Origin of the sequence: Massilia sp. S19_KUP03_FR1 (assembly GCF_036688685.1) — a bacterium.
Lineage (GTDB): Bacteria > Pseudomonadota > Gammaproteobacteria > Burkholderiales > Burkholderiaceae_D > JALYUM01.
Window position 1 is genome coordinate 41,293 of sequence record NZ_JAQQPS010000006.1, and the last position, 20,177, is coordinate 61,469.

General features: G+C 62.1%; 11 protein-coding genes. 3 read left to right on the plus strand and 8 right to left on the minus strand.

Annotated elements, in window-relative coordinates:
- Positions 1-6 precede the first annotated feature (6 nt).
- Complete coding sequence (locus tag V6M87_RS08155) at positions 7-411, plus strand: hypothetical protein (protein ID WP_332876113.1); 405 nt, start codon at positions 7-9, stop codon at positions 409-411.
- On the opposite strand, the gene V6M87_RS08160 is transcribed toward V6M87_RS08155, so the two are convergent.
- The 5 genes from V6M87_RS08160 to V6M87_RS08180 all read right to left on the minus strand — a co-directional run bounded on the left by V6M87_RS08160 (position 389) and on the right by V6M87_RS08180 (position 9,630).
- Complete coding sequence (locus V6M87_RS08160; protein WP_332876114.1) at positions 389-2,239, minus strand: glucokinase; 1,851 nt, start codon at positions 2,237-2,239, stop codon at positions 389-391. The genes V6M87_RS08155 and V6M87_RS08160 overlap by 23 nt on opposite strands.
- Positions 2,240-2,403: 164 nt before the next feature.
- The gene (locus tag V6M87_RS08165) at positions 2,404-4,050 is read right to left on the minus strand and encodes an alpha-amylase family glycosyl hydrolase (RefSeq protein ID WP_332876115.1); all 1,647 of its coding nucleotides are present in this window, start codon (positions 4,048-4,050) and stop codon (positions 2,404-2,406) included.
- 18 nt (positions 4,051-4,068) lie between these two features.
- Positions 4,069-5,700: an alpha-D-glucose phosphate-specific phosphoglucomutase gene (locus tag V6M87_RS08170; RefSeq protein WP_332876116.1), complete on the minus strand. Its 1,632-nt coding sequence runs from the start codon at positions 5,698-5,700 to the stop codon at positions 4,069-4,071.
- Between the two features lie 68 nt (positions 5,701-5,768).
- On the minus strand, positions 5,769-7,106 hold the full coding sequence (locus V6M87_RS08175; protein ID WP_332876117.1) for an MFS transporter: 1,338 nt from the start codon (positions 7,104-7,106) through the stop codon (positions 5,769-5,771).
- A gap of 37 nt (positions 7,107-7,143) precedes the next feature.
- Positions 7,144-9,630: a glycoside hydrolase family 31 protein gene (locus tag V6M87_RS08180; protein WP_332876118.1), complete on the minus strand. Its 2,487-nt coding sequence runs from the start codon at positions 9,628-9,630 to the stop codon at positions 7,144-7,146.
- A 150-nt stretch (positions 9,631-9,780) separates the two neighbouring features.
- Between V6M87_RS08180 and V6M87_RS08185 the strand changes: the two genes are divergently transcribed.
- Positions 9,781-11,055: an MFS transporter gene (locus V6M87_RS08185; RefSeq protein ID WP_332876119.1), complete on the plus strand. Its 1,275-nt coding sequence runs from the start codon at positions 9,781-9,783 to the stop codon at positions 11,053-11,055.
- A gap of 163 nt (positions 11,056-11,218) precedes the next feature.
- Here V6M87_RS08185 and V6M87_RS08190 read toward each other — a convergent pair whose 3' ends face one another.
- From V6M87_RS08190 to V6M87_RS08200, 3 genes are all read right to left on the minus strand, one after another.
- A complete protein-coding gene (locus tag V6M87_RS08190; protein WP_332876120.1) occupies positions 11,219-13,057 on the minus strand; it encodes a DEAD/DEAH box helicase in 1,839 nt (612 codons plus the stop codon).
- Positions 13,058-13,211: 154 nt separating this feature from the next.
- A complete protein-coding gene (locus V6M87_RS08195; RefSeq protein ID WP_332876121.1) occupies positions 13,212-14,729 on the minus strand; it encodes a tryptophan halogenase family protein in 1,518 nt (505 codons plus the stop codon).
- A 77-nt stretch (positions 14,730-14,806) separates the two neighbouring features.
- On the minus strand, positions 14,807-17,668 hold the full coding sequence (locus V6M87_RS08200; RefSeq protein ID WP_332876122.1) for a TonB-dependent receptor: 2,862 nt from the start codon (positions 17,666-17,668) through the stop codon (positions 14,807-14,809).
- Positions 17,669-18,172: 504 nt separating this feature from the next.
- Between V6M87_RS08200 and V6M87_RS08205 the strand changes: the two genes are divergently transcribed.
- Entirely contained in the window at positions 18,173-20,023 is a 1,851-nt protein-coding gene (locus V6M87_RS08205) for a glycoside hydrolase family 13 protein (protein ID WP_332876123.1), read from the plus strand.
- Positions 20,024-20,177 lie beyond the last annotated feature (154 nt).

Here is a 20,177-nt window from a genome sequence, read left to right on the forward strand (position 1 = left end):
CAGAAAATGGATACATCTTCCTATCTGCGCGTGGTGCGCGCGAGCGCCTGGTACGACCTCGTGACGACGATCGGCTTCGTCACGCCCTGGACGTTCGCCGCCTTCCTGGCCGGGATGGATGCGCTGTCCGGCCTGCTCGGCATGCCGCAACGGGTGCCGGCATTCGAACCGGCCCATATGTTGATGGTCAACCTGCTCGGCTCCCTCGTCGTGGTCTGGGCCGTCTTGCGCCTGCGCGACACCCAGGTTCTGTACGGCCGCTATGACGCAGTGGCCCGCTTCCTGTTTGCGACCTGGCAGCTGTATGCGCTGGCCCACGGCGCCCATCCGCTGATCTGGGCGTTCGTCGTGTTCGAATTCGTATTCGGTGTCGCCGAAGCGTTACCGGTCAGGAATCAAGGTGTGAAATAAGCAGGCGGCGCCGGTCGATTTCACCATTCTCGTCCGGGCCAGCCAGCGAAATCCCCACCGACATGATGTCGATCAGGAGCAGTTGGAGGATCCGCGAAATCATCGACAAAAACGATGTGTTGTCTTCGGTGTGATCCACCGCCAGGCACACGGTTGCCTTTTTCGCCAGCGCCGATTTGCTGTTGGTGATGGCAATCACGTCGGCGCCGACGGCCCGGGCGCGGTCGACCGCCGCCAGCAATTCCGGCAACTGGCCGGCGGTCGACACGGCAATCACCACGTCACCAGGTTTCAGCAAATCGGCGGCCAGCGCAAACAGGTGCGAGTCGCCGTACGTGGCCGTGGGAATGCGGAAGCGGAAGAACTTGTGCTGGGCGTCGAGCGACACAACCCGTGCGCTGCCCATCGCGTAAAACTCGACCCGGCGGGCGGCGCGCAGCAGCGCGATGGCGCGGTCGATCGAGGTGACGTCGAGCTGGTCGCGAAATTTCAGGATCGCGGAAACAGTATTGTCGATCACCTTGGCCGACAAATCATGGGTGCTGTCGCTCATGCGCACCTGGCTGTGGCGCACGGGGATGGTGCCGGTCAGGCTGCCCGCAAACTTGAGTTTGAAGTCGGCCAGGCCCGAAAAGCCCAGCGAGCGGCAGAAGCGGATAACGGTCGGCTGGCTGACATCGGCCAGGCGCGCGATTTCGGCGATTGGCTCGCCCAGCACCTTGCGCGGATGCTCCAGCACCAGGGTGGCCACACGCTGTTCGGCTGGCGAGAGTTCGTGCTGCAGATGCTGGACGCGTTCCATCAGCGTGTTGGCGCCACTGCGTCCGCGCAGGTGCTCGGACAGGATGCTGGCCACGCCCTGGAAGGCCGGGTTCGGGGCCATGATGACAAAGGTCGGGATTTGCGCCAGGTAGTCGGTGAAGCGGCCCTTGGCCTCGAAGCGCGCGCGGAATGGCGACGTGACGAACCATTCGGCCATGCGCGGCACGATGCCGCCGCCGATATAAATCCCGCCGAAGGAACCCAGGGTGACCGCCAGGTTGGCGGCCGCCCCGCCCAGCATGCCGGAGAAGACTTCGAGCACTTCGAGGCACAGTGCATCGTGTTCTTCGAGCGCGCCGGTGATGATCTCGGCAGACGTGCGCGCAAGCGCGTCAACGCCGTTGCGATGAGCGAGTGCGCGGTGGATCAGTTCCATGCCGGGGCCGGAGATCAGGCGTTCGTTCGAGACGTGCGGCCACTCGCGCCAGGCAAATTGGAGGATCGCGCATTCGCGTTCATCGGCCGGCGCGAAGTTCATGTGCCCGCCCTCGCTGCCGAGCGTGACAAAACCGTCGATGGTCGGAATCACGCCGGACACGCCCAGGCCCGTGCCAGGTCCCAGCACGCCGACCACCGAATGGGCGGCCGCCTTGCCGGCGCCGACCTGCAGGATCTGGTCGGCCGGCAGCGCCGGAATGGCCATCGCCAGCGCCGTGAAGTCGTTAACGATCAACAGCGTCGACAGACCCAGCGTGCGGCGCACTTCATCGGTGGAGAATTGCCAGTCGCGGTTGGTCATGCGGATCAAGTCGCCGCTAATCGGGTTGGCCAGGGCGAAGGCGGCGTGCTGGATTTTTTCTGCGTTGTGGTCGGCCAGGTAGGCGTTCAGCAGCGGCACGATGCCGGGGTAGTCGTCGCAGCGCAGTACGGCCACGCCGCGCAGCACGCCGGGGGCGGCTTCGAGGGCAAAACGGGCGTGGGTGGCGCCGATGTCGGCCAGCAGGCGCGGGCCATCCGCGTAAGCGCTGCGGGGATGCTTGATCAGGTGTTCGGTCTCAGTGCTCATTGTCTTTTTTTTGGCGGGACCGCGTCCCGGATGGGGACTAGGATAACATTGAATGAATGGCATGAAACAGTCCCCGCGCAGGCGGGGATCCATGACACGCCAGAAAAGAGAGGACGTTGCGACCTCGATAGCGCGGTATGGCTGCCCGCCTTCGCGGGCACGGGCTAATCCTGCGCGATCAACACTACCGCATTGCGCGCCGCGAACTGCACCTGCCCGTTGGCGACCACCGCACTCTGGCCGCTGTAATAATCGCGCACCGTTTGCCCATCGCTGAACACACCCTGCACCGACACGCTTGTGGCCCGCTCCAGCGGCAAGCCGAGAGCGACCACCACCCGGTCACGCACGCCGTTCTTCTCGTAGGTACGCTTGAATGTATATGGCTGCGCCGCGATCATCTGATGCACGCCGGCGCCCACCGCCACGTGCGCGTGGCGGAACTGGCCAAGGCGCGCCCAGTGCTGGCGGATGTCGGCCACACCCATCGTGCCGCGTTTTGCATTCGCCGCCAGTTCGTCCCAATTCATGAACGAGCGCAGTTTGGCATCGCCCTCGGCCCCGGCGACATCTAACCTACGCGCGGTCTCGTCGCCGTAATAAATCTGCGCGGCGCCGGGCGCCAGCAACAGCTTGTTGGCGGTCTCGAACGCCTTGGTGCGGGCCGCATCGAACGGGCTGCCGTCATCGTGCGAACTCATATAGTTGAGCACCGATTTGCCCGCCAGCGGGCCATTCAGTGCGGCATAATAGGTAGTGAACAGTTTTTCGTAGCCCGCCGTGGCATCGGTCTTCATGCCGAAGTTGATCATGCTGTCGAAGCCGTTCGCGTAGTAGTCGATCTTGCTGCCGCCCACGTCGGCGCTGCGTCCCTCGGCAAGGCTGTAGTTGTAGACTTCGGCCGTCATGTAGAACGGCGTGTCACCAAGCGCCTTGGTCGGATGGGCTTTTTTCCAGTCCTCGAAGGCGGCGCTGGCGACCACTTTCAAATCCTTCCATACACCCGGCTCGGTGTGCTTGACTGTGTCGGCGCGAAAGCCATCGAAGCCGTATTTGCGCACCCAGTCGGCCTGCCACTTGACCAGGTAATAGCGCGGAGCGCGCGGATAGCCGGTGCGCTGGAAGAAGGCATCGAGCTCCTTGACTTCGCGCTCATAGTGCCCTTCCTTCTTCCACTTGACCACCAGCGCCGGCGGCAGCGCAACGGCGGCATCAAGCTCGGTGCGGATGTCCGGCAGGTTATCCACCAGCGTGCAGGTGGCCGTGCTCTTGAAATCCTTGTAAGTGCAGGTAGGCCCGGTACGCACCCAGCCGTTCGGCCACACGGGATCTTGCGGCGTCACCGGGCCGGTGTGGTTGAGCACCACGTCGAGCAGCACGCGAATGCCGGCGGCATGGGCCGCATCGACCAGGGCGTGCATATCCGCTTCGGTACCGAGATTCGCGTCGAGCGCAGTGAAATCGCTGGCCCAGTAACCGTGGAAGCCGTAGCTCTTGCCGGTGCCTTCATCCGTGCTGCCATGGATCTGCTCGACCGGCGGCGTGATCCAGAGCGCATCGACGCCCAGGTCCGTGAAGTAGCCGGCCTTGATTTTCGCCGTGATGCCGGCCAGGTCGCCGCCCATGAAGCCACGCAGGGTGGCCGCATCGTCCTTGCGGCCGTAGGCGTGGTCGTTGGCCGGGTCGGCATTGTTGAAACGGTCCGTCAGCAGAAAATAAACGGTCGCGTTATCCCAGGAAAAGGGCCGGGTTTGCGCCGTGGCGCTACCGAAAACACAAACGAGGGATAAGGCAATTGCGGACAGTTTCATGTACTTCCTTTAATAAAATCAGGTGACGACGGTAGGCTTGGTGTGCCCGCTGCGCTGGCGCAGCTGCGACAATTGTTCGGCGATGTCGGCCAGGCCTTGCAAGGCTTGCTGGACGTCCTGTTCCAGGCGTGCCGGGTCGGCTTCGTAGCGTTCGAGGTACACGCGCACCGTGGCGCCTTCGGTGCCGGTGCCGGACAGGCGCAGCACGATGCGCGAGCCGTCTTCCATGATGATGCGCACGCCCTGTTTGCTGGCGACTGCGCCGTCGACCGGGTCGGTGTAGACGAAGTCGTCGGCAAGCTTGACTGTAAAATCGCCGAACTGCTGGCCGGCCAGGGTCGGCAACTGCGCGCGCAGGTCTGCCATCATCGTGTCGGCAATGGCGCCATCGACCGCTTCGTAATCGTGGCGCGAATAGTAATTGCGGCCAAAGCGCGACCAGTGTTCGCGCACGATCTGCCCCACTGGCTTGTTGGTCGCCGCCAGCAAATTGAGCCAGAACAGCACGGCCCAGATGCCATCTTTTTCGCGGATGTGGTCGGACCCGGTGCCGTAGCTCTCTTCGCCGCACAGGTTGACCAGGCCGGCGTCCATCAGGTTGCCGAAGTACTTCCAGCCGGTCGGCGTCTCGTAGCACGGCACGCCCAGCGCCGCCGCCACGCGGTCGGTCGCCATCGAGGTGGGCATCGAGCGCGCCACGCCCTTCAAGCCGGCCGCATAGCCCGGCGCCACGGTGATGTTGGCTGCGATGATGGCCAGGCTGTCCGATGGCGCCAGGGCGATGCTGCGCCCGACGATCATGTTGCGGTCGCCGTCGCCGTCCGATGCGGCGCCGAAGTCGGGCGCGTTCGGGCCTTCCATCAGCGCGATCAGCTCGGCGGCGTTGACCGGGTTGGGGTCGGGATGGTGGCCGCCGAAGTCTTCCAGCGGGTTGCCATTGATGACGGTGCCGACCGGCGCGCCCAGCAAGCCTTCGAGGATGGCCCGTGCGTATGGGCCGGAAACCGCGTGCATGCCGTCGAAGCGCATCGTGAAGCCGCGCGTGAACAAGGCGCGGATCGCGTCGAGGTCGAACAGTGCATCCATCATTTCGGCGTAGTCGAACACCGGGTCGATGACCTCGACCTGCATCTGTTCGAGGCTGCTGCTGCCCTGCGTATCGAGATCGAGGTCGGCGGCGTCACTGCTCAGGTATTCGGTGATCACCTGGGTCTGCGCATAAATGGCATCGGTGATTTTTTCGGGCGCCGGGCCGCCATTGGCGATGTTGTACTTGATGCCGAAATCGCCGTCAGGGCCGCCCGGGTTGTGGCTGGCCGAGAGCACAATGCCGCCAAAGGCCCGGTGCTTGCGGATCACGCAGGACAGCGCCGGCGTCGACAGGATGCCGCCCTGCCCCACCAGCGCACGGGCAAAACCGTGGGCGGCCGCCATGCGCAGGATCACCTGGATTGCGCTGCGGTTGAAGAAGCGGCCATCGCCGCCGACCACCAGCGTCTGGCCGGCGCAGTCGCCCACCGAATTGAAGATCGCCTGGACGAAGTTTTCCAGGTAGCCCGTCTGCTGGAATTCGGTGACCTTCTTGCGCAGCCCGGAAGTACCGGGACGCTGGCCGGCGAAGGCTTGGGTCGGGATGGTCTGGATGGTCATGGTGTCGCTCCTGTCGTTATGCAGCATGCCGGTTATTGGCAAAACGATACGATACAACAGTAGCGACCTTATGTCGCGCGCGCAGCCTTGCTGTTGTCGGTGACGAACAGCGTCAGGATGCCCGCCAGCGCCATGCTCGCGCCACCCAGTGCCAGCGTCGGGCCGGTGTGGCCGTCGAACAGGTGTTTGGTAAAAAAGCCGAGCAGCACCCCGCTGCAAATTTGCGGGATCACGACGAAGAAGTTAAACAGGCCCATGAAATACCCCATGCGCTCGGGCGGCAGCGCGCCGGCCAGGATCGCATACGGCATCGTCAGGATACTGGCCCAGGCCACGCCGACGCCGGCCATGGGAACGAGCAGCAGCGTCTTGTCATGGATGAAGAAGATGCTGGCCAGGCTGATGCCGCCAATGAGCAGGCACACCATGTGCACCAGCTTGCGGCTGGTGGCGCGGGCGAACACCGGCAGCAGGAAGGCGGCCAGCGCCGAGACGCCGCTGTAGACGCCGAACATCAGGCCCACCCAGCTGCCGGCATCCTGGAACGCGGCCGATTTTGCGTCCGTGGTTTGCCAGACAGTGTCGGCAATCGTGGTGCCGGTGTAGATCCACATGGCGAACAGGCCAATCCACGTGAAGAACTGCACGAAGGCCAGTTGCACCATGGTTTTGGGCATGCGCGCAAAGCCGCCGATGATTTCTTTCAGGGCCACGCCGAAGCGGCGCGCGTGCTGGCGCTCCTGCTTGAACTTTTCCAGGTCGACGGGCGGCAGTTCGTCGGCCGTCATGACCGTCCACGACACGGCCAGGAAGAACACCAGGCCGCCGGCATAGAAGGCGTAGCGCACCGTGTCCGGCACCATGCCGTTCACCGACGCGTTGCTGACGCTGAACCAGGTTTCAAAGATGGTCGGCAGGAGCGAGGCGATGACCGCGCCGCAGCCAATGAAAAAGGTCTGCATCGCGTAGCCGGCGGTCTGCTGTCCCTCATCGAGCTTGTCGCCGACGAAGGCGCGGAACGGCTCCATCGACACGTTAATGGCCGCATCCATCATCCACAGCACCACCACCGCCATCCACAGCGCAGTGGAATTGGGCATCAGGAACAGGGCGATGGCGGCCAGCACGGCGCCGACGAAAAAGAACGGGCGGCGCCGGCCCCAGCGCGGGTGCCAGGTATGGTCGCTCATGTAGCCGATCACCGGCTGCACCAGCAAACCGGTAATTGGTGCGGCCAGCCAGAACAGCGCCAGGTCGTCGGCGTTGGCGCCGAGGGTAGAAAAAATCCGGCTGGTGTTGGCGTTTTGCAGCGCAAAGCCGAACTGGATGCCGAAGAAGCCGAAGCTCATGTTCCACAGCTGCCAGAACGACAGGCGCGGCTTGCGCGTTGCGGTTTGAATGTCCATGTTTGTCCCCGATGCGCGTGCCTTGGGCAGCGCTATTTTAATAAGTGATGACGATTTTGCCGCTGTCGTTGCCGATCACGGCGCTGCTGACAACTGCCCCGCTGGCGCGTCCCTTGCCAGCGACCACGCTGCCGTTTTCCGGATTGCCGCCGCCCGTGTGACCGAGCGTGACGGTGTAGCGCTCGGCGCCGGCTTTCACCGACACGGCCTTGCCGTTCACCGCCAGCTTGGGCGCATCGCCAAAGCCATGCAGCACGATCTCGAGCTTGTCGAACGTCGAGCGATAGCTGCCTTCGACCGCTCCGATCTCGATGCTGCGCGCCGCCGCATCATACGCGATGGCACGGCGGTAATAGGCGCCCTTGCGGTAGCCAAAGGTCTCGCCATCGTCTTCATAGTACGACGTGGTGTTGGTGCCAACTGCGCCTTCACCCTTGTAGATATGCAGCGCGAGCGTTGGCAGCGGTTTTTCCGCCGTCGACTGCACCAGCGACTGCACCGGCACCACGCTGCCCGCTTTCACCCACACTGGCAAGCGGTCCAGCGTCAGCTCGACGATCCTGTCGGCGTTGCCGGCCTGCGCTTGGTCCGTGTACAGGTCGTACCACGCGCCTTGCGGGAAGTGGACTTTGCCGTACTGTTTGGTGCTTTCGAACGGCGCCACCAGGAAGGCCGAACCAAACAGGTACTGGTTCTGGAACAGGTGGTTGTAGACCTCGGGATCGTGCGTGTAGTCGATTGCCAGCGTGCGCATCACCGGCGCGCCGGTGGCGGCGGCATCGGCGAATGCAGAATACAAGTACGGCATCAGGCGGTAGCGCAGATTGACCGCATCGCGCGAGATCGTCAGGATGTCTTCACCGAAGGTCCAGGGCTCGGACGATTTGCTGTCGCTGCCGGCGTGGTTGCGGAAGTAGGGGTTGAACGCGCCGATCTGCATCCATTTCGCGAACAGCGTGCGGGTGGGCACCTGCGTGAAACCGCCGACGTCCATGCCGGTGAAGGCCACGCCCGAGACGCCCAGGCTGTTCAACAGGCGCACGCCCAGCAGCATGTGGTCTTCTTCGGCGCGGTTGTCGCCGGTCCAGATGGCCGTGTAGCGCTGCAGGCCCGCGTAGCCAGCACGTGTGAGCAGGAACGGGCGCTTGGCCGTCGCATTGACCATGCCCTCGTAGCTGGCACGCGTCATTTCCAGTGCGTAGACGTTGTGCGCTTCCTTGTGGGTGGTTGGCTGGCCGTCGAAATCGAACAGCACGTTACTGGGCATTTTCTGGCCCCACGTGGAGATTTCGTTCATGTCGTTCCAGATGCCGGCCACGCCTGCTTTCGCGTAGACACCGACTTCCTTCTGCCACCACTCGCGCCCGCGCACGCTCGTAAAATCGGGGAAGTGGCACCAGCCCGGCCACACTTCGCCGGTATAGTTGGTGGCATCCGGATACTTGATGAAGACGTCGTCCTGCATGCCGCGGTCGTAGGCGCCGTAGCCCTTCTCGACCTTGATGCCCGGGTCGACGATGACGGTGGTCTTGATGCCCATGGCCGCCAGCCTGGCTGTCATCGCTTTCGGGTCCGGGAAGCGCGCCTTGTCCCACGTGAACAGTTTATAAGCGTCCATGTAGTCGATGTCGAGCGTGATGCCGTCGGCCGGGATTTTCTTTTCGCGCAGCGTGTGCGCGATGCGCATCACTTCGGCCTCGGGGTAGTAGCTGTAGCGGTTCTGCTGGTAGCCCAGGCTCCACAGCGGCGGCAGCGGCATGCGGCCGGTCAGCGCGGTGTAGGCGCCAATGATGTCGGCCACTTTCGGCTGGTGGATGAAGTAGTAGTTCATCTCGCCGCCATGCGCGCCGAAACTCGAAAAGCGGTTGTTGGAGGCGCCGAAATTGAAGTCGGTCTGGTAGCTGTTATCGAAAAAGATGCCGTAGGCGAGGCCGTGGTGGGCGCCGATGTAGAACGGGATCGATGAATACAGCGGGTCTGCGTCCGGCCGGTAGGCGAAGGTGTCGCTGTTCCAGTTGGTGTAGGCGGAACCGCGCCGATCGAGGTTGCCGGTCTTTTCACCCAGGCCGATGAAGCGCTCGCCTTCCTGCAACTTCTTGTAACTGGTGACGTCCGCGCCGATCCAGCTCACCTGCAGGCCCGCTTCGTCCTGGCTGATGACTTGCCCGCCTGGGGTCGTAAACGTGATGGCGAACGGCTGTTTGGCGATGCGGGCCGTCAGCGTGGGGGTGGCAATGACGACTTCGCGCGCATCCTGGGTGACAGTGGTGGCGGTATTCTCGAGCGGCGCCACGACGGCGTACGAAAAATCGCGCTTGAATGCGTGCTGGTCGACCCGCACGCGGATGACGGACGGGCTGTAGACCGTGATGTCGGCCTGGCCGTGGGTGAGTTTCAGGCGGACTTGCTGGCCATCGACGACGGTCGACTCGACATTGCCGGCACTGATGACAGGCTGAGCCTGGGCAAAGGAAACGGCGAGCGCCGTGGCCAACGCCGTCAGCGCCATAAACTTGTGTTTCATTGTCCCCGCCTGTTATAAAATTTGTAGCAAAATAACATGACCATATCCGGGTGTCAATCACCGATATTCCATAGTAAAATCGCCAGCCAGACAATATAGAAATCTTATTTTTGTAGTTTAAGAACATACCTAAAAAACAACGGAGACACCATGCTGGCCATGCAAAAGCGCCTCAGCAATACCTTCTATGCGATGACCAGTTTGCCGGCAACGGCAATGGGCTTCGCACTGTGCATCCAGATCTCGGCGCTGAGCTGGCTCCTGAGCACCAAATACCATTTGAAAATCGACGAGATCGGGCTGGTGTGGGCAGCTGGCCCGACGGCTGGCATCCTGGGCCAGGTGATCATCGGCTTCATCAGCGACAAGACCTGGTTCTGGGGCGGACGGCGCCGGCCCTTCATTTTGATTGGCGGCGTGCTGGCGGCGCTGTCGGTGTTCCTGCTGCCGCGCATCGAAGAAGTCGCGCAACTGCTCGGTATCGGCAACCTGGTGGTGGTCGCGGTGATGATTGCGCTGACGCTGGACCTGTCGATCAATATCGGCTTCAACCCCACCCGCGCCATCATCGCCGACGTGACGCCAGATGGCGATGCGCGCACGCGCGGCTACACCTGGATGCAGACCATCTCCGGCTTCTGGGGCGTGATGGCCTACCTGATCGGTGCGTTCATCGACAACTATGTATTGATCTCGGTGGGTGTGGTGGTGGTGCTGGTGTTTTCGATCGTGCCGATGTTCTTCATCGAAGAGCCGCGCCAACTGAAACCCGTGGGCGCGGCGCTTGCCACCGAAACCGACTGGGGCCAGCTGTGGCGCATCTTTGCGGCGCATGCCTTCACCTGGCTGGGCGTGCAGTCGATGTTCGTGTACATCATCGCTTTCATCGACCAGCATATCGTCACGCCAGGCGCGACGCATGAACAGGCTGCCAGCCAGGCCGGCCACGTGATCGCGATTTCCTTCGCGGTGATGAATGTGGTGGGCTTCATGTTGCCGGCGCTGGTGCTCGCGCCCCTGGTCGCGCGCATCGGGCGCGTGCGCACCCAAGCGCTGTGCATCGCGATCATGGCGGCCTCCTACCTGGCCATTGCCGTCATTGCGCGCTCGCCGGTGCTGCTGTATGTGCTGATGGCGTGCGTGGGCATCGGTTGGAGCGCTGTGGTGAGCTTGCCGTTTGCGATCATGAGCGAGAAGGTCGACAAGAGCCGCATGGGATTTTTCATGGGACTGTTTAATTTGTCGGTGGTGCTGCCGCAGCTGGTGTCGACGCAGGTGGGGTTTGTGCTGAAGACGGCGCAGGATCAGGCGGTGCTGTTTTATATCTGCGCAGGGTGTCTGGCAGTGTCGGCGGGGTTGTGGTGTTTGGTGCGGGATGGGAAGTTGGTTGGTGCGGTGTCGTCGAAGACGGTGGCTGCGCACTGAAACGGTGCTAAATACGTGTTATGGATCCCGGCTTTCGCCGGGATGACGGTTTTTAGTGTGTTGGCCTTAAAACCGTCATCCCGGCGCAGGCCGGGACCCATACTGAATAAAGAGAACTGCTGCGTTGAAGCGGCAGCGCCGCAAACCACGCGGCGCCACATGATTACTCCGACTTGGTCGGACCCTTGCGATGCGGCTTCTTCGCCCCATCCTTCTCCGCAAAGCGACGATCCCCACCCGCCGGCGACGGCTTCTTGAAGAACGCCTTCTTCGCCGGCACCGCTGGCGTTTCGCCATCGCGCGTGATGTTCAGCTGCTGACCCGCCACCCACACCGTTTTCAGGTGATCGAACGCTGCCGGCGGCAAATCGGCCGGCAAATCGAGCGTGCTGTAGTCGTCGTAGATCTCGATACGGCCGATGAACTTCGAATCGATGTTCGCTTCGTTGGCGATCGCGCCCACGATATTGCCCGGCTTGACGCCGTGCGCATGGCCGACTTCGATGCGGAAGGTGCCCATGCCGTCTTCCGAAGGACGCGCTACGCGCTCGCGTTGCTTGAAGCCGCTGTCGGCGCCGCCGCGCGGCTCGAAGCGCGGTGCATCCGAACGCGAATCAGGACGGGCACTGCGCGTTGGCGCCGGACGCTCTTCCCACACCGCCGGTTTCGCGGCACGGTCCTGCTTTTCCAGCAGCAGCGGAATATCGCCACGGCCCAGCTTGGCCAGCGCAGCGGCGATTTCCACCGCCGGCACGTTCTGCTCGCGCTCGTATTCCTCGATCAGGCTGCGGAACTGCTCCAGGCCACCAGCGGCGATCTGCTCAGTGATCTGGTCCTTGAATTTGGCGATGCGCACATCGTTGACGGCCTTGATGGTCGGCAGCGTGAGTGGCGACACCGGCTGGCGCGTGGCGCGCTCGATGGCTTTCAACAGGCCCTGCTCGCGCGGGGTGATGAACAAAATCGCCTGGCCGCTGCGGCCCGCGCGGCCGGTACGGCCAATGCGGTGGGTGTAGCTTTCCGGATCGGACGGCACGTCGTAGTTGATCACGTGGCTGATGCGCTCGACGTCCAGGCCGCGCGCGGCCACGTCGGTAGCCACCAGGATGTCGATCTTGCCATCCTTGAGCTGGGCGATGGTGCGCTCGCGCTGCGTTTGCTGCATGTCGCCGTTGATCGCCGTCGCTGCGAAGCCGCGCGCCTGCAGGCGGGTTGCCAGTTCTTCGGTACCGAGCTTGGTGCGGGCAAAAATGATCATGCCGTCGAACGGCTCGGCTTCCAGGATGCGCGTGAGCGCTTCGAGTTTCTGCATGCCGCTCACCATCCAGTAACGCTGGGTGATGTTGTCGGCAGTGCCGGTCTTGGCGGCGACGGTCACTTCGGTCGGCTCGCGCAGATACGTTTTGGCGATGCGCTTGATGGCCGACGGCATGGTGGCCGAGAACAGCGCGGTCTGGCGCGTGGCCGGGACTTTTTGCAGGATCTGCTCGACGTCGTCGATAAAGCCCATGCGCAGCATTTCATCGGCTTCGTCCAGCACCAGCGTTTTCAGCTTGGACAGGTCGAGCGAACCCTTGTCGAGGTGGTCGATGATACGGCCTGGGGTACCGACAATCACGTGCACGCCGCGGCGCAGGGCCGACAATTGCGGGCCGTAGCTCTGGCCGCCGTAAATTGGCAGAACGTGGAAACCGGGAATGTGGGCAGCGTAGGTCTGGAACGCTTCGGCCACCTGGATGGCCAGTTCGCGCGTTGGGGCCAGCACCAGCACTTGCGGGGTTTGCTGCTTGATGTCGATATTCGACAGCGCCGGCAGCGCGAACGCCGCGGTTTTGCCGGTGCCGGTCTGGGCCTGACCGAGGATGTCCCGACCAGCCAGCAGCAAAGGAATGGCGGCAGCCTGGATGGGCGAAGGCACTTCGTAGCCAACGTCCTTCAGCGCTTTCATGACAGGCGCGGAAAGGTTGAGGTCGGTAAACGTTACGGTCGGGGTGTCGGACATGGGAACTCGCTTATCAAATCGTACTAAAGGTGTAGTTTACTCCCTCAAGCGTTTTGAGCGGGCACAATTTGTCTTTCATCTGCACCGATGCCGCCAGAAACACGGCAAAAACCGTCGAAAACGACGGAATTCGCCGTGGGTTACCCGGTTCCATCTACTTTCGGGCGCTGCCTGCCGCTACCACGGCGCCAATGAACTCCTTATGCGTCGGCATCACCTGCACGCACTTGTTCACCACGCCGGCGATCTGTTCGAGGTAGGCGGCCACTTCGTCCTCGCCGAGCAGGTCGACCAGCGGATGGTAGCCGCCGGCGCCGATCCCCTGCCCGTGCAGCACCTGCAGCCAGCCGTCTTCGGCAAACAGCTCATTGTCGTCGCGCACCAGGCGCCCGTGCGCCTGCCACAACGCCATCTTGCGTTCGAGCGTGGCCGGAACCGGCATGGTGCGGCAGCGCTCCCAGAATGGCGAATCGGTGCGGCGCGTGGCGCGGTAGTGCAGGATCAGGAAATCGCGGATGCGCTCGACCTCGAAATCGGCCTGGCGGTTGAATTCATCGATATCGGCCTGGTTGAAACCGGCGTCCGGGAAGAAGGTGACCAGGCGCCCCACGGTCGACTGGATCAGGTGGATCGAGGTTGACTCGAGCGGCTCGAGGAAACCAGACGCAAGACCGACCGCGACCACGTTCTTGTTCCACACCTGCTTGCGCTTGCCGGCCTTGAACCTGAGCATGCGCGGTTCTGCCAGCGCCTTGCCATCCAGGCTGCCCATCAAAATGGACGCCGCTTCATCGTCGCTCATGTGCTGCGACGAATACACATGGCCGTTTCCGGTGCGGTGCTGCAGGCCGATGCGCCACTGCCATCCAGCCGGGCGCGCGGTGGCGCGCGTGTACGGCGGCAGTTCTTCGGTCGACTCGCACGGCACGGCCCAGGCACGGTCGCACGGCAGGAAATCGCTCCAGTCGTCGAAGCCGGTTTTCAGTGCACCTTCGATCAGCAGCGCGCGAAAACCCGAGCAGTCGATGAACAGGTCGCCGGCGATGCGTTCACCGTTTTCCATCAACACGGCGTCGACGTGGCCGTCCAGCGCGCGCAGCTGGACGTCGACCACCTTCCCTTCGGTGCGCTGCACGCCCAGCGCCTCACTGTATTTACGCAGGTAGCGCGCGTACAGGCCGGCATCGAGGTGAAACGCGTAGTTGATCTCGGACAGCGGCGAATTCGGCATGTCGGCGGGCGGGCGCATGAATTTGTGCGCCCTGGCCGCCATGCGGTTGATCGAATAGTGTTCCAGGTCGGGCGCTTTGCCGGCCTGGTACATCTTGAGCCAGTACTGATAAAAGTCGACGGTCCACAGGTCCTGGCCGAATTTGCCGAAGCCGTGCATGTAGCGCTCGCCGATGTGGCCCCAGTCGACAAACTCGATGCCGAGTTTGAAGGTGGCCTTGGTCTCGCGCATGAATTCGTCTTCGTTGATGCCGAGGACGGTGTTGAAGCGGCTGATCATCGGGATGGTCGATTCGCCCACGCCCACAGTCGAGATCTCGTCCGACTCGATCAGGCGGATCGTGTACTTGTTCTTCAGGATTTTGGCCAGCGATGCGGCCGCCATCCAGCCGGCGGTGCCGCCGCCCACGATGACGATGGTGGAAATTATTTTCTGGTTCATGTTCGTATGCAGTGCAAAAAACAAAAAAGCCCCTTCACTGCAAGCAGCGAAAGGGCTTCGTCCGGCTCGCGCCAATATTACATCTTGTAGTTCAAACCAAACAGCACGGTGCGGCCGTACGTCGTGTTTTCGATGTTGTTGTCGCGCGTCCTGCGATAGCGGCGGAACGGTTCGTTGCCGAGGTTGGTCATCTGCGCCATGATCGACAGACCTTTCATCGGACCGTTCTCGAATTCGTAGCCGAGTTGCAGGTCGATCTGCTTTTCCGCCTGGACGTACGTCAGCTGGCGGTCGCCTTCAACGCGGTTGACTTCACCGATGAAGTCCGAACGATAGCGCTCTGCCACGCGGGCCGAGAAGCCGGCTTTTTCGTAGTACACGGTCAGGCTGGCAACGCGTTTCGACAGGCCTGGCAAGTCGATCTTGGCGCCCGCCACCGCGCCGTCGGTGGTATCGGGAACGTTCACGTCGCTGGAAGTTTGCGATGCATTGAAGACCACGCCGAAGCCGTCGAGGTAGCGCGTGGCCAGGTTCAGCGGCACCGACACAGCAAACTCGACACCCTTGATCTTGCCGCCGGAACCGTTGACCGGATGGGTGAAGGAACCGATGTTCGATGGCAACTGGATCGTCGTTGGCAACACGTACGGCGTGAAGTCGACGCTTTCGCTGGTATTCACGATGTAGGTATCGAGCTTCTTGTAGAAGGTCGCCAGGCTGACGTATGCCTTGGTGTCCCAGTACTTTTCATACGACAGGTCGATACCCTTGGCACGGAACGGCTTCAGGGTCGGCGTGCCGCCACTGCCGGAGAACTCGCGTGGTGTCTTGGTAGCGTCGAGGCCGAAGCTGCTCGATGCACGCATGTCGTTCATGGTCGGACGCGCCATGATCTTCGAGACCGAGAAACGCAGCGATTGCTGGTTGCCCAGGTCACCGATCAGGTTCAGGCTCGGCAGCACGTCGCTGTAGCTGGTGCCGTTGGTGTACGGTGTCGTCGGCCGGCTGGTCTCGGTGCTGCCTGGCGTGGCGCTATCGACCGAGAACGCCGTCGAATCCTGGACGGTATGCACGAACTGCAGGGCCAGCGCGCCGCGCAGCGGGATCGACGAGACTTGCGAATCGATGTTCAGCTTGGCAAAGCCGGTGCTGACGCGCTCATTGACGACCCAGTCCTTGTTGTAGATATCAGGATGGTTCTTGCGGTTGGCGTTGTACACGGCGGCGTTGGCAACCGGATCGAAGGCCAGGACCGGAATGCCGGTGGTGCCGGCAACGGCGGCGGTGGCGTTCGGCACGGCTGCCGAGGCGAACGGGCTGCTGTTACCTTTGATCGACAGCAGTGCTTCGGTGTAGTCACGCTGCTTCGAGCGGGTCGTGTAGTTCGCACCAACCATCAGCTTGCTGAACCACCAGCCGTCCGGCAGATCGCGCGCCAGGTCGAACCGGGCCGCACGGATTTTGTCGGCCACGTGTGGGATCTTGGTGTAGCCAGCCTGGATGTCGGCGCCGCCCCAGCCCTGCACGTCGGTCAGCTTGACGATGTTCGGGTCGGCGTAGTTCAAGCCGGTTTTAAAAATTTCACTGCCGCCGGTGAAGCTGACGGTGTCCAGCGCGCCGGTGGTGCCGGCGTAGGCTTCGGCATTGGCGCCGTTGCGCACGGCGGTGTTGTACGACAGGTCGACGCTGGCAGTCCAGTCGTCGTTCAATTTCAGCTTGTTGTTCCAGCCGACCGACTTGGAGGTATCCGAGAAGCTCGTTGCCTCGTTGCGCACCACGGCGCGCACATTATTGAAGCTGCCGGAGGTGGCAACGCCATTGACGACGGTCGCGTTGATCAACTCACCCGGCTTGTCGAATGCGTTGTTGGTCGTGTCGTTCAGCGGCACCTGGATGCCGTGGGTTGCCTTGTCGTTGTCGAACTTCGAATAGAACAGGTCGAGCGTGCTCGAGAAGTTTTTGTTCGGACGGAACTGGAGCACGGCCATCGCGCCATCGCGCTTCTGGCTTTCGACGTCGGTGAAGGCGTTGAAGCCGTTGTACGGCACCTGGACGGTGTTATCGACGCCGTTGGTCTGGCCCAGGCTGACGCCATTGACCGACTTGACCGTGCCATTGCCCCACGATTCGAAGCGGGTGCGCTCGCCTGACTTGCTGTCCAGGCGTGCGAAACCGAGCGCCACACCAATGGTGCGGTCGGCGAACTGGTCGATGTACGACAGGCTGTAACGCTTGCCGTCGCCATTTTGGGTCAGGCCCAGGCTGTTCTTTTCCTTGCGCGCGTTGACGGCGATGGTGCGCTTCGAGAAATCGAGCGGACGCACCGTCTGCATGTCGACGGTGCCCGACAAGCCCTGGCCGACCAAAGCACCGTCAGGGGTTTTGTAGATGACCACGCTTGAGAGCAGCTCGGACGGGTACTGGTCGAATTCGACGCCGCGGCTGTCGCCGGTCGACACCTGTTCGCGGCCGTTGAGCAGCGCGGTCGAGAAGTCGGGCGACATGCCGCGAATCGAGATGGCCGATGCACGGCCGGCGGTACGCTGGGCGGTCACGCCTGGCAGGCGCGCGATCGATTCGGCGATGCTCGAATCGGGCAGCTTGCCGATGTCTTCGGCCGAAATGGCTTCGACGATGGAGTCGTTGTTTTTCTTGACGGAGATGGCTGCCTCGATACCGCGGCGGATACCGGTCACTTTCACCGTCTGGATGGCTGGCTCGGTCGCGGCATTCGCCTGCGACGTGGTGTCAGCCTGATTCAAACCTGGATTCTGTACTGCGGTTTGCTCGGTCGGCGCGGCTGGTGCGGCCACTTCCGTCTCGGCGTAAGCGCTGCTGGCGAACGCGGCCAGGATGGCGGCGCCGGCGGCGACTGGATGCAACCGGAAGGCGATGCTATTGGACGCGCTTGCGACGCGCTTGCTTGCGAAAATTTTCATGTGTCCCCTCAATTATCTGAACCATTAATTGCCCGCAACTACAGCTCTTGAGCCTACAACACGGGTGCATGCAAACGCTCTAAAAGACGTTCTATTAGGAATTTTGTACTAAAACTAGATGCACTGTCAACGTGACTCGCACCAAGTCGACGCAGCATGGCATTTTCATCCGTTTCAGCCAGAATTCGACCAAATCTCGTTGTAAATCAGTCACAATTACCTTCATTTTGACTTGTAGGCTGACTACATTTCACTGTGTTGCACCATTCCCGGAGGGTAAATGCACCGATTTAGGGCGTATTTATGCCCGCAAGTCACAATACCTGGCTAAACATGCAGGTGTAGCTAGACTAAAATTGCCGATCTTGTCCGCTGCGCTACCGATCGGTTATTCTTGCGCCCATCCAGCCAGTTGGGGCACGTTTTTCGACTTGCCACACCGCATTTTCGTAGTCTGACTACAGTATCGACTGACCTTCCTAATCACATAAAATGGAGACAACCATGAAGACTTTTGCCCTCGCGATGTTGCTGGTAATAACGGCCTTGCAGCCGCAGGCCGTCCTTGCCGCACCTGCCATCGAGCACCTCGAGCCGCCGTTCTGGTGGGCCGGCATGGCCAGCAACAAGCTGCAATTGATGGTGCACGGCGCGCGTATCGCCGAGCTGCAACCGACGCTCAATTACCCCGGCGTGCGCATCGCCGGCGTGACCCGCGTGGCCAATCCGAATTACCTGTTCATCGACCTGGACATGGACAAGGATGCGGCGGCTGGCGCCTTCGACATCGCCTTCAAGGGCAATGGCCGCACGGCGCAATACCGCTACCAGCTGCGCCAGCGCGCGCCAGGTTCAAGCCAGCGCCACGGCTTCGACAGTAGCGACGTGATTTACCTGCTCATGCCCGACCGCTTCGCCAACGGCGACCCGTCCAACGACACGGTGGCCGGCATGGCCGACAAGGGCAACCGCCAGCTCGGATACGGTCGCCACGGCGGCGACATCCAGGGCATGATCGACCGTCTCGGCTACATCAAGGACATGGGCTTCACCCAGCTGTGGCCAACCCCGCTGGTGGTTAACGACATGCCGAACGCGTCCTATCACGGCTACGCGGCCACCGACCACTACAAGATCGATCCGCGCTACGGCAGCAATGACGACTATCTGCGCCTGTCAAACAGCGCACGCACGCAAGGCATTGGCCTGATCCAGGACGTGGTGCTGTCGCACATCGGCATTGGCCACTGGTGGATGAAGGACAAGCCGACGCCGGACTGGGTCAACCACGGGGCCAAATTCGTCGCCACGCAACACCATCACACCGCGGTGCAGGACCCGTACGCATCGACCGAGGACAAGGAGAACTTCACCACCGGCTGGTTTGCACCGGGCATGCCCGACCTGAACCAGACCAATCCGCTGGTGGCCAATTACCTCATCCAGAACAATATCTGGTGGATCGAAAACGCTGGCTTGTCGGGCCTGCGCATCGACACCTTCGGCTACTCCGACGGCGCCTTTTTGACCGACTACACGCGGCGCGTGATGGCCGAGTACCCGAACATCAACCTGGTCGGCGAAGAGTGGCACAAGCAGCCGGCCGTGGTGGCGCACTGGCAGAAGGGCAAAGTCAATCCGGACGGGTACGTCAGCTCGATGCCGAGCATGATGGACTTCCCGATGACCGAAGCGATGCGCGACGGCCTGGCCGACGCCAATGGCGGCAACGTCTTCTCGAATGTCTACGAGACGCTGTCGCTCGATTACCTGTACCCGAATCCGGGCAATCTGGTTGTCTTCGCCGGCAACCACGATACCTCGCGCATCTACAGCGTGGTGGGTGAAGACATGGGCAAGTACAAGATGGACATTGTGTTCCTGATGACCATGCCGCGCATTCCGCAGTTCTACAGCGGCGACGAAATCCTCATGACCAGTTCGACCAAGGAACGCAACGACTCGAGCTACCGCACCGATTTCCCGGGCGGCTGGAAGGGCGACAGCATCGACGCTTTCAGCGGCCGCAACCTCGGCGCCAAAGAAGCCGAAGCGCAGGCCTTTGTCAAAAAGCTGGTCAACTGGCGCAAGACGCAGCCGCTGATCCATCACGGGAAAATGATGCATTACGGGGCCGAAGAAAACACCTACGTTTACTTCCGCTATGACGGCAAGAAGAAGGTGATGGTCGCCTTCAACAACAACCCCGGCGAGAAGGTACTCAAGGCTGAGCGCTTCCGCGAGATGCTCGCTGGCGTCAGCGGCGGGGTCGATGTGTTGACCGGCGCGCGCTTTGATTTGCGGACCGAGGTGAAATTGCCGGCGCGGTCGGCGGTGGTGCTGGAGTTGAACTGAACGACGCCGGGTTGGTGCTGCAAATTCAGCATGGATCCCGGCCTGCGCCGGGATGACGTTTTCAAGGCCAGCGCTCTCAGATACGTCATTCCCGCGCAGGCGGGAACCCATACCACTTCGACAAAATCGATAACGCTCGCGCGGCAGCGCCGCA

Coding starts and splice junctions, on each gene's coding strand:
- V6M87_RS08155 (WP_332876113.1), top strand. CDS start 7: ATGGATACATCTTCCTATCTGCGCGTGGTGCGCGCGAGCGCCTGGTAC.
- V6M87_RS08160 (WP_332876114.1), bottom strand. CDS start 2,239: ATGAGCACTGAGACCGAACACCTGATCAAGCATCCCCGCAGCGCTTAC.
- V6M87_RS08165 (WP_332876115.1), bottom strand. CDS start 4,050: ATGAAACTGTCCGCAATTGCCTTATCCCTCGTTTGTGTTTTCGGTAGC.
- V6M87_RS08170 (WP_332876116.1), bottom strand. CDS start 5,700: ATGACCATCCAGACCATCCCGACCCAAGCCTTCGCCGGCCAGCGTCCC.
- V6M87_RS08175 (WP_332876117.1), bottom strand. CDS start 7,106: ATGGACATTCAAACCGCAACGCGCAAGCCGCGCCTGTCGTTCTGGCAG.
- V6M87_RS08180 (WP_332876118.1), bottom strand. CDS start 9,630: ATGAAACACAAGTTTATGGCGCTGACGGCGTTGGCCACGGCGCTCGCC.
- V6M87_RS08185 (WP_332876119.1), top strand. CDS start 9,781: ATGCTGGCCATGCAAAAGCGCCTCAGCAATACCTTCTATGCGATGACC.
- V6M87_RS08190 (WP_332876120.1), bottom strand. CDS start 13,057: ATGTCCGACACCCCGACCGTAACGTTTACCGACCTCAACCTTTCCGCG.
- V6M87_RS08195 (WP_332876121.1), bottom strand. CDS start 14,729: ATGAACCAGAAAATAATTTCCACCATCGTCATCGTGGGCGGCGGCACC.
- V6M87_RS08200 (WP_332876122.1), bottom strand. CDS start 17,668: ATGAAAATTTTCGCAAGCAAGCGCGTCGCAAGCGCGTCCAATAGCATC.
- V6M87_RS08205 (WP_332876123.1), top strand. CDS start 18,173: ATGAAGACTTTTGCCCTCGCGATGTTGCTGGTAATAACGGCCTTGCAG.